The organism is Flocculibacter collagenilyticus, assembly GCF_016469335.1.
Classification (GTDB): Bacteria; Pseudomonadota; Gammaproteobacteria; order Enterobacterales; family Alteromonadaceae; genus Flocculibacter; species Flocculibacter collagenilyticus.
Genome location: NZ_CP059888.1, coordinates 2121714 through 2137555 on the forward strand (window position 1 = coordinate 2121714; position 15842 = coordinate 2137555).

Below are 15842 nucleotides of genomic sequence, written 5' to 3' on the forward strand. Positions count from 1 at the left end.
TATCAAGAATAACCACACTTTACATGCTCTGCCTTGTATAAATGACAAACAAGCAGCTGCAAAAATGACCTCGAAAGGTCAACACGCCCTAACCTTGTTTAATTGCAACACGATTAGATTGCTTTACTTCTTCCATGACTACATAAGATCGGCTGCCACTCACTGAGGGTAATGTTAAAACTGTATCACCTAATAGCGCTCGGTATGCCGACATATCTGCCACGCGGGTTTTTAATAAGAAATCAAAATTACCCGACACCAAATGACATTCTTGTATTTCATCTAGCGCCTGCACCGCTTTAGCAAAATCTTCAAATACATCGGGTGATGTTTTCGTTAAGGTTATCTCTATAAATACTAGTAAGGCTCCGGCCATTTTTAGCGGATCGATAATTGCGGTATAGCCTTTAATAAAACCTTCTTTTTCAAGCTTCTTAACACGCTCTAGGCAAGGCGTGGCACTTAGTCCAACTCGTTTTGCTAATTCAACGTTCGCTAAACGGCCGTCGTTCTGCAACTCTTTGAGTATGTTTAAATCAATTCGATCTAGTGGTCTGACGTCTTTACTTGCCATAATAGTGATTTATATTGCTTATTATTAATTAGCGACAATATTCACTTTAAAGTTAGATTATTAAAGTGAATAAAACTATTTATTTGTATATATACTAGCGTTTTTTATTGCCAAGTAAAATGATAGGGCTAAAAGATGTTAATTGGTGTACCTAAAGAAATAAAAAATCATGAATATCGTGTTGGTTTAACGCCTGCAGCTGTTAAAGAGTTTATTGCTCACGGCCACGATGTAATCGTTCAAACGAATGCTGGCACCTCGATTGGCTTTTCTGACGATCAATATATTTCAGCTGGTGCACAAATGATTGCTTCACCAGAAGAAATTTTTGCTCGCGCAGACATGATTGTTAAGGTAAAAGAACCACAACCTAACGAATGTAAAATGCTTCGCAAGGGTCAAACACTTTACACTTACCTTCATTTGGCTCCAGATCCAGTGCAAACAGAACTACTTATTGCTTCTGGCGCAACATGTATTGCATACGAAACCGTCACTGATGCACGCGGTGGACTTCCGTTACTTGCTCCTATGAGTGAAGTTGCTGGACGAATGTCTATTCAAGCTGGTGCGCATCACCTTGAAAAAGCGCAAGGTGGTAGCGGTACATTACTTGGTGGCGTACCTGGCGTAGCTCCTGCTGAAGTACTTGTTATCGGCGGTGGTGTAGTTGGTACGCAAGCTGCCAAAATGGCTCGCGGTATGGGTGCAGATGTAACAATTTTAGATCGCTCTATTCCACGCTTGCGCGAATTAGATGATATTTTTGGCGGCACAGTGAAAACAGTATATTCAACGGTTGATGCCATCGAACAATATTCAAAGCAGGCTGACTTAGTAATAGGCGCAGTACTTATTCCAGGTGCAGCAGCGCCGAAGTTGCTTACACGCGAACATCTTAAAAATATGAAAGATGGTGCTGTAGTAGTAGATGTTGCGATTGACCAAGGTGGATGTTTTGAAACATCAAAAGCGACCACTCACCAAGAACCTACCTATGTTGTTGATGGTGTTGTACATTACTGCGTAGCTAACATGCCAGGAGGTGTTGCTCGCACATCTACCATGGCATTAAATAATGCAACACTTCCTTTTGGTCTTGCTTTAGCCAATAAAGGACCTAAACAAGCAATGCTAGAAAACCCTCATTTGTTAAATGGTCTAAACGTACATGAAGGCAAGGTAACCTACCAAGCTGTTTCTGACGCATTAGGTTATGAATACGTAGCGCCTGAAGTAGCATTACAAGCTTAATCTTCAGTTTACTCTTTCATTATTTTTACTGTAATTAAAGCAGTAGAATGCTACTAAAAAATACCGTTCTATTTAGAGCGGTATTTTTTTCTTTACACATAGCGCTTGCTAAATTAAATCTTGTCTATATATATTCAGTAAAATAATCAATACAATAACTTCTTTGTTATTTTCTCTAAAACAGACATTTTTATGAAACTATTAATAACGATAAATATTTTCAGTTATCATAAAAATATTCGGAGTACCGCATGAGCGACGTAAGACATATCCCATTATTAATTTTAGGTTCTGGACCTGCTGGTTATACTGCTGCTGTGTACGCAGCGCGCGCTAATTTAAAGCCTGTTCTGTTAACAGGTATGCAGCAAGGTGGTCAATTAACCACAACGACTGAAGTAGAAAACTGGCCGGGCGACGCAAATGACTTAACCGGTCCTGCGTTGATGGATCGCATGAAAGAGCACGCAGAAAAATTTGATACAGAAATCATCTTTGATCATATTCATACTGTGGATTTTAAAACTAAGCCATATACGCTTGAAGGCGATGCGGGTAAATATACTTGTGACGCGTTAATTATTTGTACTGGTGCATCAGCCAAATACTTAGGTTTGGAATCAGAGCAAGCATTTATGGGTCGTGGCGTATCGGCGTGTGCAACATGTGACGGGTTCTTCTATCGCAATCAAAAAGTTGCAGTTGTCGGTGGCGGAAACACAGCCGTTGAAGAAGCGCTGTACTTATCTAACATTGCATCTGAAGTTCACTTAGTACACCGCAGAGAAACATTCCGTAGTGAAAAGATTCTAACCAACCGCCTGATGGAAAAAGTTGAGAGCGGTAACATTGTTCTTCACCTAAATAAGAATTTAGATGAAGTTGTAGGCGATGAAATGGGTGTGACGGGCATAAAGCTTAAAGATTCACAGTCAGATGAAATATCAAGCTTAGATGTTGCGGGTGTATTCATTGCTATTGGCCATAAACCGAATACTGATATCTTCGACGGTCAATTAGAAATGAAAGATGGCTATATTATTGTAAATAGCGGTCTGCAAGGTAATGCAACTGCAACTAGTGTAGAAGGTGTATTTGCAGCAGGTGATGTATCTGATCATATCTATCGCCAAGCAGTAACTTCAGCTGGCACTGGCTGTATGGCTGCTTTAGACGCAGAGCGATACATGGATGGCTTAGTTAAATAGCCCATTTGCGTTAAATAATTTTTTATATCGCGTATCCATCGTTATACTTAAAGTTAGTTTAAACGAATTATGCCCCTAAGCTATTCATCAGGGGCATTTGTTTTTAGAGGTGTTGATTGTCTGAGTTATGCGTTTATCAATTACCTACAGATAAGCATTTATTCCCTTCTCCGGAATACGCGCTTGCTGAACCAAATGGGTTACTTGCTGTGGGTGGAGATCTTAATCCACACCGGCTAATGACCGCCTACTACTACGGCATTTTTCCTTGGTTCTCTGATGGCGAACCTATCATGTGGTGGAGCCCAAACCCTAGAGCTATTCTTGACTTGTCTGAACTACACGTAAGTCGTAGTTTAAAAAAACTCATTCGAAAAACCCCTTTTACAATTACTTTAAACCATTGTTTTGAAGATGTTATTCATGCCTGCGCCGCTCCGCGAGACACTCAAGATGAAACGTGGATCACTCAAGACATGATTAACGCGTATACGCAGCTGCATCAAAACGGCAAAGCACACAGCATTGAGATTTGGCAAAATAATATGCTTGTGGGCGGTTTATATGGCGTACTTATTGGCGGGTGTTTTTGTGGCGAATCCATGTTTAGCCTGATGTCTAACGCATCAAAAGTTGCCTATGTTGCGCTGGTTCAATGGCTGCAATCAATTGGAGCCACCATGATAGACTGCCAAATGCAAACAAGCCATTTAGCAACATTGGGCAGCAAGGAAGTGTCTCGTTCTGATTTTATATATCGACTAGAGCAAGTGCGAGATAAACACTTAACGTTACAGTCGCCTGCTCAGCTAACCATTAAGTTAGACCACTTATGATGAGTGATTATAAACACCTCCGACTCGCGCTAACAAAACCATTTGTATGTAGTTATTTAGACGACCAGTTTGAACAGCTATTAGTTGTTATTGATGATACTCAACTTAATCCAAACCACTTTGATAAATTATTAGAGCTTGGGTTTAGACGTAGCGGTAACCAAGTATACCGCCCTCATTGCTCTGACTGTCACGAATGCCACTCGTTGCGCGTTATCGTTGACCAATTCAGTCCAAGTAAAAACCAAAAACGCGTTTTAAAAAAGGCTAAAGATTTCAGTTTTAAAGTAGCGCACAAACCACGAAAAACCTACTACCCGCTTTACGAAAAGTACATCAATACTCGGCATGAAGGTGGCAGTATGTATCCTGCCAACCACAGTCAATACCAAAGTTTTGTTGCATGTGATTGGTTGCAGTCTATTTTTATTGAGCTATATGACGACAAAAAACTAATTGCAGTGGCTGTTACCGATTTATTACCTAACGCACTTTCTGCTGTGTATACATTTTTTGATCCTGATTATGAACATTTTTCTATCGGCACCCTATTAATTTTGCAGCAAGTGGAAGTTGCGAAATTAAACGGTAAAAATCACGTCTACCTTGGTTACCAAATAGATGATTGTGACAACATGAACTATAAGCATAAGTTCAAAACAAACGAGCAATTTATTGGTAATGCTTGGCAGATATTTACTAAGTAATGGCGATATTAAGCAACACTCAGCTAATTATTTATTCAGCTTGAGTAGCTTTGTAACGCATATTGTTGTGGTAAAAATCTTCTGATTTTCCCTCAAACCATGCCGTTTGCTCATTAATTCATCGATTTGTGAATAAATGTTTATACTTACCTTTACATATAAGGCGTAATTGTGCACAATCTGCGCTGCTTTTTATCTTGCTAACAAATGAGGTTATACGATTAATGGCAAAAGAAGATGTCATTGAAATGCAGGGAACCATTTTGGAAACCTTGCCAAATACTATGTTCCGTGTTGAATTAGAAAACGGACATGTCGTTACTGCGCATATTTCAGGTAAAATGCGTAAGAACTATATTCGAATTTTAACGGGTGATAAGGTAACTGTAGAGTTAACACCTTACGATTTATCAAAAGGCCGCATTGTTTTCCGTGCCCGTTAATTAAATCCGTTAATTGTCTATAAATCATTACTAAAACGCCCAGCTAAACTGGGCGTTTTTTGTATCTGAAGGGCTTTATTTACTCCCTACGAAACTAGCTCTTTTTCATCGTCATATTCAAAGCTAATCTCATCTTTATCCACAACAATCTTAACGTTACCACCAGTAGCTAATTTACCGAACAACACTTCATTAGCGAGTGGCTTCTTCAATTTGTCTTGAATCAAGCGAGACATAGGTCTTGCACCCATCGCCTTGTCATATCCTTTATCTGCCAGCCATTGCTTAGCTTCTTCAGTCAGCTCCATAGAGACACCTTTGCTGTCTAGCTGTGCTTGCAGCTCTACAATAAATTTATCTACTACTTGCAATATAATTTCGGTATCAAGGTGATTAAACCAAATAATATTATCTAAGCGGTTTCTAAATTCTGGAGAAAATGTCTTGTTAATTTCATCCATTGCATCATAACTATGGTCTTGCTGCTTAAACCCAATAGACGATTTCGTTGTTTCAAATACACCCGCATTTGTGGTCATCACTAAAATTACGTTTCTAAAATCAGCTTTGCGACCATTATTATCAGTTAACGTACCGTGATCCATTACTTGAAGCAGAATATTAAAGATATCAGTATGTGCTTTTTCAATTTCATCTAACAGCACCACACTATGAGGGTTTTTAATCACGGCATCAGTAAGCAAACCGCCTTGCTCATAGCCTACATAGCCCGGAGGCGCACCAATTAAACGGCTGACCGCATGGCGTTCCATATATTCAGACATATCAAAACGAGTAAGCTCAAGTCCCAGTACCGTCGCTAACTGCTTAGTCACTTCTGTTTTACCTACACCAGTTGGTCCTGCAAACAAAAATGAGCCAATCGGTTTACCTTCACTCCCTAAACCTGAACGAGATAGTCTAATTGCCGATGTAAGCACCTCAATCGCAGGGTCTTGACCAAATACTACTAACTTAAGGTTACGGTCCATGTTTTTGAGAACGTCTTTGTCAGAGGCTGACACGGACTTCTCAGGTATACGAGCAATTTTAGAAATGATTTGCTCAATATCACTTACGTTAATTGTTTTCTTCCGGCGGCTTTGCGGCATTAAACGCTGGCTTGCACCAGCCTCATCAATTACATCAATGGCCTTATCGGGTAAATGACGCTCGTTGATATATTTAGCAGAAAGTTCAGCGGCTGCTCGCATCGCTTTATTGGTATAACGAATATTATGGTGGCTTTCGTACTTCTCTTTCAACCCTAATAAAATTTTTGTAGTGTCATCCACAGATGGCTCAACTACATCAATTTTTTGGAATCGGCGCACCAAAGCATGATCTTTTTCAAAAATCGTTTTAAATTCTTGATAAGTTGTCGAACCAATACAGCGTAATCGTCCACTTGATAATAGCGGTTTAATCAAATTTGAGGCGTCCATAACACCACCCGACGCTGCACCTGCTCCAATGATGGTATGAATTTCATCAATAAACATGATCGCATCATCTTCTTGTTCTAGTTCTTTTAATAAAGATTTAAAACGTTTCTCAAAGTCGCCGCGGTATTTTGTTCCTGCTAACAATGCGCCCATATCTAGCGAATATATGGTTGCGTTCGCAATGACGTCTGGCACGTCGCCATTAATTATTTTAAAAGCCAACCCCTCAGCAATAGCAGTTTTACCTACACCTGCCTCACCAACCAGCAGTGGATTGTTTTTCTTCCTTCTACATAATACTTGTACAGTGCGCTCTACTTCTTTATCTCTGCCCACTAGCGGGTCAATAAAACCAAGCTCTGCTTGTTCATTTAAATTCGTTGTAAACCCTTTTAACGTGGCTGACTCTTCTGCTTGTTGATCGACGGTTTGGCTTTGATCAACCGAGTCTTGGTTTTCATTGAATTCTATTTTCGATATACCGTGTGAAATAAAATTAACAACGTCCAATCGTGTAATATCTAGCTTTTTCAACAGATACACTGCATGTGCTTCTTGTTCGCTAAAAATCGCGACAAGCACGTTAGCACCGTTAACTTCTGACTGTCCCGACGATTGCACATGAAACACAGCGCGCTGTAGTACACGCTGAAATCCAAGTGTTGGCTGTGTTTCTCTATCCGCGTCATCATTAGGAATGACTGGCGTGGTATCTTTAATATATGCCGTTACTTCTTCACGCAACTGCTCTAGGTCAGCTCCACAAGATGAGAGTGCAGTAGATGCACTAGGATTATCAATTAATGCGAGTAACAAGTGCTCTACAGTCATAAACTCATGACGAAGCTCTCTGGCATTACGAAACGCTGAATTAAGTGTGACTTCTAAATCTTTGTTTAACATCGCAGACTCCTAACTTAGACCTTTTATAAGAGCCAAACATTCTTTTTACGCTTGCTCCATCGAACATAGCAAAGGATGTTGGTGGTCTCGAGAATATTTATTTACTTGCGCAACTTTAGTTTCAGCAATATCAGATGAGAAAACACCACATACTGCTTTTCCTTCATAATGAATCGTCAACATGATCTGATTGGCCTTCTCAAAATCCATATTAAAAAAACGCGTTAATACTTCGACTACAAAGTCCATTGGTGTGTAGTCATCATTATTTAATATTACTTTATACATTGGAGGCGGTTTAAGTTCTTGCTTTACCGACTCAATCGTACTTTCTTTTGTAGCCAAAATTTAATATTTCCTGCTTTATTAAAATATAGACCTAGCTATACGAAATTAACAATTTCTATATATACATTAAAGACACATAAAATTACTACCTCCAAAGGAAAAAAGCTTGACTCTCTGCCTAATTTATCTACAGTTAAAAAAGTAAGGTTAATATTTTTAATTTAGTGTGATAACATCATGTTAACATCGAAAGTAAGTTAACATTTTTTACATGTGTAGAAGGAAGTTGGTGTATGGCAACCGGAAAAGTTAAGTGGTTTAATAATGCAAAAGGTTTTGGTTTTATTAAAGAAGATGGCAGGGACGAAGATATATTCGCACATTTTTCAACTATTGAAATGGACGGATACAAAACCCTTAAGGCCGGGCAAGAAGTAGAGTTTGATTTGCAGGAAGGTCCTAAGGGTCTTCATGCAACAAATATCAGATCTGATGGTGAGCATGAAGAGCCTAAAAAGTAGCCCAGCTGCTTTGTAACCGAGCGAAAACACTTATTTAGAACCTTCCTTGTGAAGGTTCTTTGTGTTTTACAGCTCCGTAAATTTTCCCTAATTAATCCCCTATCTATATCTTATTATTCTTATTCAACCAGAAAAATCCTGACTAATCATACATCTATACCAGTGCCCAATATTCTTCTAGTTTATTCAGTAATAGTCATTCTTATGACATCCGTTTGCGTCATAAATTTTATAATACATGTTTTGTAACAATTTGATTTATGCCTATTGGCATCATAAAAAGGCAAAAAGAAGTAAATAGTTTTACCTAAAAAGGGGAAATTTATATTTTAACTTTTATACTAAATGGAAAGGATTCTATACATTAAGATACCCATTGTTTGTGAGTTGCATTAGAAAAGCTTCAATTTCAAATTTAAAAAAGCCTCTTTTCTTGTGTACATAACTAGATAATTTTTATAGAAAAATCAATTATCGTATAATTTTATTTACAGTAAATCCCTCTAATACTGATGCAACCCTATCTGTTTCAGGCGTTTTCCTTTCTAAATACAATAATTGATTAATAACATTGGGGAGCCAGTTAGCAATTGTTCGCTTGAAATAGATAGAGGCTGTCACGAAATCTGTGTAACTGCCTCTGCAATCGCTAGCCTAAATAACATTAATGAGAGGTAACATTAATGCGAGCTGTTGTGATGATCCTACATTAAGCCCGCATCAATATGCCTAAGCGTAAAATACGTGACTGTTTCTATTAACCAGCCGCTTCAACAGCTGTATCGCCTGTTTCACTCTGATTGACGGGAGCAAGAAAGTCTTCCGAAGATTTGTTTAATTGGTCGTAAGTAAACTTATTAATTTCATAATACCAATTTGCTAATTTGCTTTCTTCATCGCTATCTTCAACCGCAACAAAATAACGTTCATTATCGATGCCATCGGACTCGTTAACTATTCCTTTATATAAAAGAAGTAATACTTCCCTTCCACTATATAGCTCTATATTTATCTGTGTTGCTGGTTCTAAGCTATCTAAGTTAACGGCCGTCGCCTGAGCATTACGTTCGTCATTCTGCTTATTCAATTTAGGGAAGACACTTTCAATGCTCAGCTCTGCAATACTTCTAGCTAACGCATTGAGTATCCCTTCGTATTGAAGCACTCGGCCTTCGGGCATATCGTTCATCACAAAATTACTATCTGCTTCATTTTGCTTGCTAACCGTCAACTCATTAGGCTTTATTACGCTTGAATTGGACTCGGATTGAATGCTCGTAATTTGCTTAATTTGTTCATGCTCAAAAGTAAAAAGGGCTTTTACAATCCAATCTTCAGCGTGGGTAGGTGTGGTAATTTGCCGATCAATCAGCCAAGTTTGATTATCGTCTTGTATCCTTGCATATTGGCCATTGCCTCCTTTAGCTTTGTTTCCAAGAATAATTGAGAACATAGGGTTATTCTGACGGGTATCACTCTTAACTAAATTGACTTGAGTTGGCTGAAAATCGTTCACTGTACCATTTTCCCCTTCCGCACTTTCGGTATCATCCGCTACACTTGCTAGCCCTAAGTATTTATGTTTTTGAGGATCGCTTGTTTTAGCTTCAACTTTTTTTGCTGATTTAATCTGACCTATAAACGCTGACAATTTTGCTCTATCAGCAGGGTAGCCATTCAAATTAGTGATGAGCCAATTACCATTATGATTTTTAGCGTTAACTATTAACTCATCATTTTTTCTTAGCTCAATTTCACTTAGCTCAGCGCCCAACACTCCCACTTCAGCGGCCAAATATTCAGCTTCAAAGTGTGATGTTCCTTGATCCTGCATGGACAGAAACAGCCCTAAAGCTCCCAGCAATAGCGCTAAAATTATTAACTTAAAAAATGTATTGAAACCCATTACAGTCTCCTTATTTAGACTCTGTAGGATGAGCTGATTGTCTTCTTAGCGCTTTTCTAGCGATGAAAACCAACAATAAAATGAGTACCAAAGGCGCCACAGCAATATTTAAAAACTTTAAAACACTGCCCAAGTTTTCGATATCTTTGTCTAATTGATGGCGAACTTCCCTTAATTCTTTGCGAATTGATAGCTTTTCTTCCATAAATTGGTTGATTGCTGCTTCTTGTTCCGCACTTAATGTAAGCATGCCAGCATCGGCTTGTTGTGCTTGAAGTTCATTTAACTGTCTTTCTGCATTCGCTAGCCTTTCTTCTAGTTCCTGCTCTTTTGCTCTGAACTTTGCTTCAGCCTCTATCGTTAACTGTTCAACTACATCAAAGGGGCGAGCGTAACGCCCTCGTCCACGCACACTAATAAGACTACTTGTACCACCCAAGCTTTCAATGAGATTAGTTGCAAAATCACCGTTGTTTGCAAAGGGCTGGAGCACCATTGAACCAAAAAAGTTCTGTGTATTTACCCAAAACCTATCTGTCAAAATATCCGTATCTGCCACCACAATAATTTGTGCGTTTTTTGTAGCAGTGAGATGCCCCGCTTTATCTATTCCTTCAGGAACGGCATCAAATGCGCTGTTTATTGTTCCCTCTATTCTTGCTGCTAACGTAAATTCGCTATTTTGGGCGCTAAATGCTTTCAATAGCTGTTCTGGATTACGGCTTTGCATAGCATATAGGCTGGCATCAAACGTACTTGCGTAATTAGAGCTACTTAACAACGTTGTAAATTGAGCTGTTGCATTATTTAATTTAGATAGCACACCAAACGATGCGCCGTTAATCGATTCTAATCCCGCCGTTACAACGTCTTCTTCGTCAATATTTTCACGGTGCAAACCAATAAAACCTAAGTGACGCCCTACACCACCACTTGGCATTCTAATTTCCAACCCCTTTGCAGCGTCAAGTATTACTTTTGAAGGGTCAAATGCAATTCCCCATGCGTCTAGCAGCTTCTTCATATCAGAGCTATTGGCCATCCCCATCCCATTTGCCATATCGGATTCAGCATGAGGATCTAAATAAGCCACCACTTTTCCACCCGAAAGCACATATTGATCAATCGCATAAAGCAATTCTTCACTTAGTTGTTTTGGATGGACCAACATTAATACGTTGGTAGACTTCGGAATAACAGTTGTATCATTAGCTAAAATCTCGGTTTGATACAGTTGATCCAGTTGTTGATAAATAGCCCATGGCGGTTCCATTCCGCCAGTCATTGGGTTCTGGCCACCTTCAATATTAAGGCTCGAAATTATACTTACTTTAATGGGTTCAGGATTGCTAAGTTTATGTATCAACTTAGATATTTCATATTCAAGAAACGCTTCTTGTTGAGGGTCAAAAAAACCGATAATTTCTTGATCGTCTAATGAGTTTGTCGCCCCTAAACCAAAATATAAATTGTCGCCAAGTCCTCCAATATTAGCTGCCGTCAATCCAAATTCAGCTGCTCTGTCTTCTGCTTCAGAAAATGGCTCAGGATCGATAATTTTAATACTAATGTTACCGTCACTATGGCGTTGATATTCTTCCAACAACGCTTTTACTCTGGCCGCATAGTTACGCAGTTGTGGAATGCCTTCTGACGCTTTATCTGAAAAGAAAAAATATAAGTTGATTGGCTCGTTTAACTCGCCTAATAAGGATTTTGTGCCCTCGCTGATTGAATAAATATTATCTTCGGTTAAATCTATTTTAGCTTTATCAAACAGTACGTTATTAACTAACACTGCGGCTAAAAATAAAATAAAAATAACGAACAATGCTAACGAGTTGGAAATTTTATTTTTCATTAATCTATTCCCTTACTGCTTTAATCTGCTTTTCGTTGTTCAATAATTAATAAACCTGCGTATAACCACGCGGTAATTAGAATTGCAAAATAGCCAACGTCTTTTAGTCCTATCACTCCCTTCGCCATATTATCAAAATGGGTTAAAAAGCTGAGTGACGCTAATGTATCTAACAGCACACTGGGTAACCAACCTTTAAACGCTTCAAGTACTATATCAGTGCCAGCCAGCACAAAAAGAAAGCTCACTACTACTGCTAATATAAATGCGACTACTTGGCTTTTGGATAACGCTGACATACAGATACCTATTGCTAACAAAGCCCCAGACATTAACCAACTTCCAATGTACGCCGCTAAAATAACACCATTGTCTGGATGGCCGAGATAGTTCACGGTCAACCACAATGGAAATGTCATCACAAGTGACAGCCCAAGAATCGCCCATCCAGCCAAAAATTTAGCTAGCATTGCTTGCATGGTTGTCACTGGCAATGTCATCAATAATTCAATGGTGCCACTTTTGCGCTCTTCCGACCAAGCTCGCATTGCCATTGCAGGAACTAGAAATAGATATAACCAAGGATGAAAATTAAAAAACGGTAACAAGTCAGCTTGTCCTCGCTCATAAAAGTTCCCCATGTAAAATGTGAACACGCCACTCATTATTAAAAAGATGGCAATAAACACATAAGCTACTGGCGTAGCAAAAAACGAAGCGAACTCACGCTTACATAAAATTTGAGTCATATTCACCGACATCTTAGCTCACCTCTTCTAACTGATTTTTGTCTACTGTGAGATCTCTAAATACATCATCCAGCCGTCCTTTTTCTGCATAAATAGTTTCAATTCGCCAATTATTTGTTTGAATAAACTCAAATACACGATGAAAAATAACAGCACCCTTTTCTGGAAATATTGTTAATTTATCTCCGTTCAGCTCAATACTTTCAACACCCTCTAATGCAAGCACGGAATCAACATCTTGATTTAAGTGGGCTAGCTCTACAGTCACTGCATGCTGGTATTTTGAAAGGTTTCTCAATGCTTCTGGCGTACCGTCAAACAACTTTTGACCACTGGCAATAATCACGGCTCTATTACACACCGCAGTGACTTCCTCAAGTATGTGGGTTGAAACAATCACTATTTTATCTTTAGATAAGTTTTGAATTAGCTTTCGCACATGATGCTTTTGATTAGGATCTAAACCGTCTGTCGGTTCATCTAAAATTAAGACTTTTGGGTCGTGAATAATTGCCTGCGCTAAACCCACTCTTCGTTTGAAACCTTTTGATAAGTTTTCAATTGGCCTATGTAATACTGACTGCAATTCAACATCAGCGATGACTTTTTTAATTCGCTCAGCTTTAAACGCGCCAGTTAACCCCCTCACATCTGCAATAAAGTTTAAAAACTGCGCCGGTGTCATATCACCGTATGCTGGCGCGCCCTCAGGCAAGTAACCTATTAGTTGTTTAACTTGCAGGCTATGATGTTCAATATTAAGTCCACAAATTTCTATCGTTCCACTGCTGGCTTCAAGAAATCCTGTTAACATTTTCATGGTAGTCGATTTTCCAGCACCGTTAGGTCCTAAAAACCCTATCACTTCACCTTCGTTAACCGTAAAAGAAAGGTCTTTGACCGCGCAATATTCGTCAAAGTACTTTGTTAATTGATCTATTTTGATCATGACTTTTCTTTTCCTTCTAAAATCAGACCTATCTAGTTTTTATTATTTACTTGGCTTAGATTGTTTGACTCTACAAAAGTGCCATTAAACTACACATTTAATCGCGCTAATGTCATTTTGAGCAAAAATATAAGAATCTTTAAGATAAATTCAATACCTTTTACTCGTTAAATGTCTTATTTATTTAGCAATAATCCAATCCATGTTGATTGGTTGCATTTTAACCACCCATACAGTTATCTAATACAAATACTAGTAGGATTTTATAAACTTCCTATTTAAAATGCTTTTTACTACGCTATTTTTGTTCATTAGTTAATTTTTACTACATTATATAGGCTCAATAGTTTGGAACAGCAATACAATATAAGTCCCATTGGATACATTCGTTCTCCATATAAGCAAAAGTTTTCAATCCCTCGTCAACCTAGGCTAATCAATGAAGCCAGAGCCGTATTAGAATTTATTCCTCCTTTTATTAACCGAGACGCCTTACGAGGAATTGAAGAGTTCAGTCATTTATGGTTAATGTTTATTTTTCATGAGAATACCGAAAAAGGCTGGTCACACATGGTTAGACCCCCTCGCCTTGGCGGAAACGAACGTAAAGGTGTATTCGCCACTCGGGCTTCATTTCGTCCAAATGGTATTGGTATGTCAGCGGTTGAGTTAATTGACGTTCATGCGTCAAAAGGCAAACTAAGTTTAGAAATTGGCGGCGTAGATTTGTTAGATAACACACCAATCATAGACATTAAACCCTATATTCCATACTCCGATGCTATTGTAGAAGCCAGCGGTGGGTTTGCTGACACAAGACCAGAAACAGGAATGACCGTTTCATTTTCGGAACAAGCCACTCAGGCCTGCGAACAAAATATTGCCCAATATCCTGTGCTTAAAACCTTTATTGAAAAACTACTAAAACAAGATCCACGCCCGGCTTATAAAAAAAATAAGCCCACCGAGCAAACTTATGGTGTAGATTTGTATGAATTTAACGTTAAGTGGACAGTCGAGGCAAACCATAATCATGTTACTGAAATTATTAAATATAAATAAATTAATTATTGTTTGTTTTTTGATGCTAATAACGAGTCTTATTAATCAAAACTCGTTTGCTAAAAATGTGGATGAAATTGCTTGGCCATCAATGCCTGAGCCCGTCTCAAATAACGCTGTAACAAAAGTGACGACCAAAAATGGCAGTTATTTAATTAGCTTTATGGGCTTGGGGAAAAATAAAACGTATAAAGATGTGCACAATAAAGTGTGGGCATTAAAAATTGGGGAGCCAACATGGCAAGAAAAAACACCTGTCCCAAGCAGTTTAAATATAAAAGGAAGGCTGGCCAGTATAGCAACATCCATTAACGACAAAGCCTATATATTTGGTGGATATACCGTTGCGAAAGACCATAGTGAAATATCCACACCCGACGTTTACCAATACGATATAGAAACTGACACATATACCCAGTTAGCAAACATGCCCGTTCCCGTAGACGATAGTATTGCATTACCTTATCAAGACCGTTACATCTACTTAATTAGTGGCTGGCACAATGACGGTAACGTAAATCTGGTACAACTGTTTGATACACATACTAATACGTGGGCACAGGCCTCGCCTTACTTAGCCGAACCGGTATTTGGTCATGCGGGTGGTATTGTAGGTAATAAAATGGTGGTATGTGACGGTGTAAAAGTAGTACCAGAAAAGTTTAAACGCAGAACGTTTAGCGCTGCGCTTCAATGTAGAATGGGCATTATTGATAACACCAATCCAACTAAAATAGATTGGCGATTAATGTCACATCCAACGGGTAAAGCAAGATATAGAATGGCTGCAACTGGCGCTGAAATTGGCAAAAATCAATATATTGTTTTTACCGGTGGTTCAACTAACCCCTACAACTATAATGGTATTGGCTATAACGGTTCACCCTCTCAACCAAGCAATGCCTTTTGGTTGTTTAATTTACAAACCCAAAGCTGGCGATATGTTACCAACCGTTCAATTAGAACCATGGACCACCGCGGGTTAATTCATCACAATGAGACATTTTTAACTATCGGTGGTATGACGAATGAACAACAAGTATTAGATATTGTTGTATCTCGTAAATTAGCGCTTTAGTATCACAACGGGCATTGATAGAATAGCCCGCTAAAAATTTAACGCTCTGGAATCTTCC

General features: G+C 38.7%; 15 protein-coding genes. 8 read left to right on the forward strand and 7 right to left on the reverse strand.

The features are described 5' to 3' along the window. Positions 1–88: 88 nt before the first annotated feature. Positions 89–574, reverse strand: a complete 486-nt coding sequence (lrp, locus tag HUU81_RS09395; RefSeq protein WP_199608702.1) for a leucine-responsive transcriptional regulator Lrp — start codon at positions 572–574, stop codon at positions 89–91. A gap of 135 nt (positions 575–709) precedes the next feature. On the opposite strand from lrp, the gene ald reads away from it, so the two are divergent. From ald to infA, 5 genes are all read left to right on the forward strand, one after another. Next, positions 710–1828, forward strand: coding sequence for an alanine dehydrogenase (ald, locus tag HUU81_RS09400; RefSeq protein WP_199608704.1), 1119 nt, complete (start codon positions 710–712; stop codon positions 1826–1828). Positions 1829–2079: 251 nt separating this feature from the next. After that, positions 2080–3036, forward strand: coding sequence for a thioredoxin-disulfide reductase (gene trxB / locus HUU81_RS09405; protein WP_199608706.1), 957 nt, complete (start codon positions 2080–2082; stop codon positions 3034–3036). 116 nt (positions 3037–3152) lie between these two features. Then, positions 3153–3872, forward strand: coding sequence for a leucyl/phenylalanyl-tRNA--protein transferase (aat, locus tag HUU81_RS09410; RefSeq protein WP_199608708.1), 720 nt, complete (start codon positions 3153–3155; stop codon positions 3870–3872). Continuing rightward, on the forward strand, positions 3872–4579 hold the full coding sequence (locus HUU81_RS09415; protein WP_199612009.1) for an arginyltransferase: 708 nt from the start codon (positions 3872–3874) through the stop codon (positions 4577–4579). The genes aat and HUU81_RS09415 overlap by 1 nt, the downstream gene beginning before the upstream one ends. Positions 4580–4803: 224 nt before the next feature. Beyond that, entirely contained in the window at positions 4804–5022 is a 219-nt protein-coding gene (infA, locus tag HUU81_RS09420) for a translation initiation factor IF-1 (RefSeq protein ID WP_199608710.1), read from the forward strand. A gap of 86 nt (positions 5023–5108) precedes the next feature. On the opposite strand, the gene clpA is transcribed toward infA, so the two are convergent. Then, positions 5109–7370: an ATP-dependent Clp protease ATP-binding subunit ClpA gene (clpA, locus tag HUU81_RS09425; RefSeq protein ID WP_199608712.1), complete on the reverse strand. Its 2262-nt coding sequence runs from the start codon at positions 7368–7370 to the stop codon at positions 5109–5111. 45 nt (positions 7371–7415) lie between these two features. Further along, complete coding sequence (gene clpS / locus HUU81_RS09430) at positions 7416–7715, reverse strand: ATP-dependent Clp protease adapter ClpS (RefSeq protein WP_233520469.1); 300 nt, start codon at positions 7713–7715, stop codon at positions 7416–7418. Between the two features lie 236 nt (positions 7716–7951). Between clpS and cspD the strand changes: the two genes are divergently transcribed. Beyond that, positions 7952–8179, forward strand: a complete 228-nt coding sequence (gene cspD / locus HUU81_RS09435; RefSeq protein WP_199608714.1) for a cold shock domain-containing protein CspD — start codon at positions 7952–7954, stop codon at positions 8177–8179. Between the two features lie 757 nt (positions 8180–8936). On the opposite strand, the gene HUU81_RS09440 is transcribed toward cspD, so the two are convergent. Genes HUU81_RS09440 through HUU81_RS09455 form a run of 4 tightly spaced genes read right to left on the reverse strand, consistent with a single transcriptional unit; the run spans position 8937 to position 13644 of the window. Further along, the gene (locus HUU81_RS09440; protein ID WP_199608716.1) at positions 8937–10085 is read right to left on the reverse strand and encodes a DUF4340 domain-containing protein; all 1149 of its coding nucleotides are present in this window, start codon (positions 10083–10085) and stop codon (positions 8937–8939) included. 10 nt (positions 10086–10095) lie between these two features. Then, positions 10096–11946, reverse strand: coding sequence for a Gldg family protein (locus HUU81_RS09445; RefSeq protein ID WP_199608718.1), 1851 nt, complete (start codon positions 11944–11946; stop codon positions 10096–10098). A 20-nt stretch (positions 11947–11966) separates the two neighbouring features. Then, the gene (locus HUU81_RS09450; RefSeq protein WP_233520470.1) at positions 11967–12707 is read right to left on the reverse strand and encodes an ABC transporter permease subunit; all 741 of its coding nucleotides are present in this window, start codon (positions 12705–12707) and stop codon (positions 11967–11969) included. Between the two features lies 1 nt (position 12708). Then, positions 12709–13644, reverse strand: coding sequence for an ABC transporter ATP-binding protein (locus HUU81_RS09455; protein ID WP_199608719.1), 936 nt, complete (start codon positions 13642–13644; stop codon positions 12709–12711). 348 nt (positions 13645–13992) lie between these two features. On the opposite strand from HUU81_RS09455, the gene tsaA reads away from it, so the two are divergent. Beyond that, positions 13993–14706: a tRNA (N6-threonylcarbamoyladenosine(37)-N6)-methyltransferase TrmO gene (tsaA, locus tag HUU81_RS09460; protein ID WP_199608721.1), complete on the forward strand. Its 714-nt coding sequence runs from the start codon at positions 13993–13995 to the stop codon at positions 14704–14706. A gap of 91 nt (positions 14707–14797) precedes the next feature. Next, positions 14798–15784 (forward strand): Kelch repeat-containing protein, encoded by a 987-nt coding sequence (locus tag HUU81_RS09465; protein WP_233520615.1) that lies wholly within the window; start codon positions 14798–14800, stop codon positions 15782–15784. Positions 15785–15842 lie beyond the last annotated feature (58 nt).

Coding starts and splice junctions, on each gene's coding strand:
- HUU81_RS09415 (WP_199612009.1), top strand. CDS start 3,872: ATGAGTGATTATAAACACCTCCGACTCGCGCTAACAAAACCATTTGTA.
- clpA (WP_199608712.1), bottom strand. CDS start 7,370: ATGTTAAACAAAGATTTAGAAGTCACACTTAATTCAGCGTTTCGTAAT.
- HUU81_RS09450 (WP_233520470.1), bottom strand. CDS start 12,707: ATGTCGGTGAATATGACTCAAATTTTATGTAAGCGTGAGTTCGCTTCG.
- lrp (WP_199608702.1), bottom strand. CDS start 574: ATGGCAAGTAAAGACGTCAGACCACTAGATCGAATTGATTTAAACATA.
- HUU81_RS09465 (WP_233520615.1), top strand. CDS start 14,798: ATGCCTGAGCCCGTCTCAAATAACGCTGTAACAAAAGTGACGACCAAA.
- HUU81_RS09455 (WP_199608719.1), bottom strand. CDS start 13,644: ATGATCAAAATAGATCAATTAACAAAGTACTTTGACGAATATTGCGCG.
- trxB (WP_199608706.1), top strand. CDS start 2,080: ATGAGCGACGTAAGACATATCCCATTATTAATTTTAGGTTCTGGACCT.
- HUU81_RS09445 (WP_199608718.1), bottom strand. CDS start 11,946: ATGAAAAATAAAATTTCCAACTCGTTAGCATTGTTCGTTATTTTTATT.
- HUU81_RS09440 (WP_199608716.1), bottom strand. CDS start 10,085: ATGGGTTTCAATACATTTTTTAAGTTAATAATTTTAGCGCTATTGCTG.
- infA (WP_199608710.1), top strand. CDS start 4,804: ATGGCAAAAGAAGATGTCATTGAAATGCAGGGAACCATTTTGGAAACC.
- ald (WP_199608704.1), top strand. CDS start 710: ATGTTAATTGGTGTACCTAAAGAAATAAAAAATCATGAATATCGTGTT.
- cspD (WP_199608714.1), top strand. CDS start 7,952: ATGGCAACCGGAAAAGTTAAGTGGTTTAATAATGCAAAAGGTTTTGGT.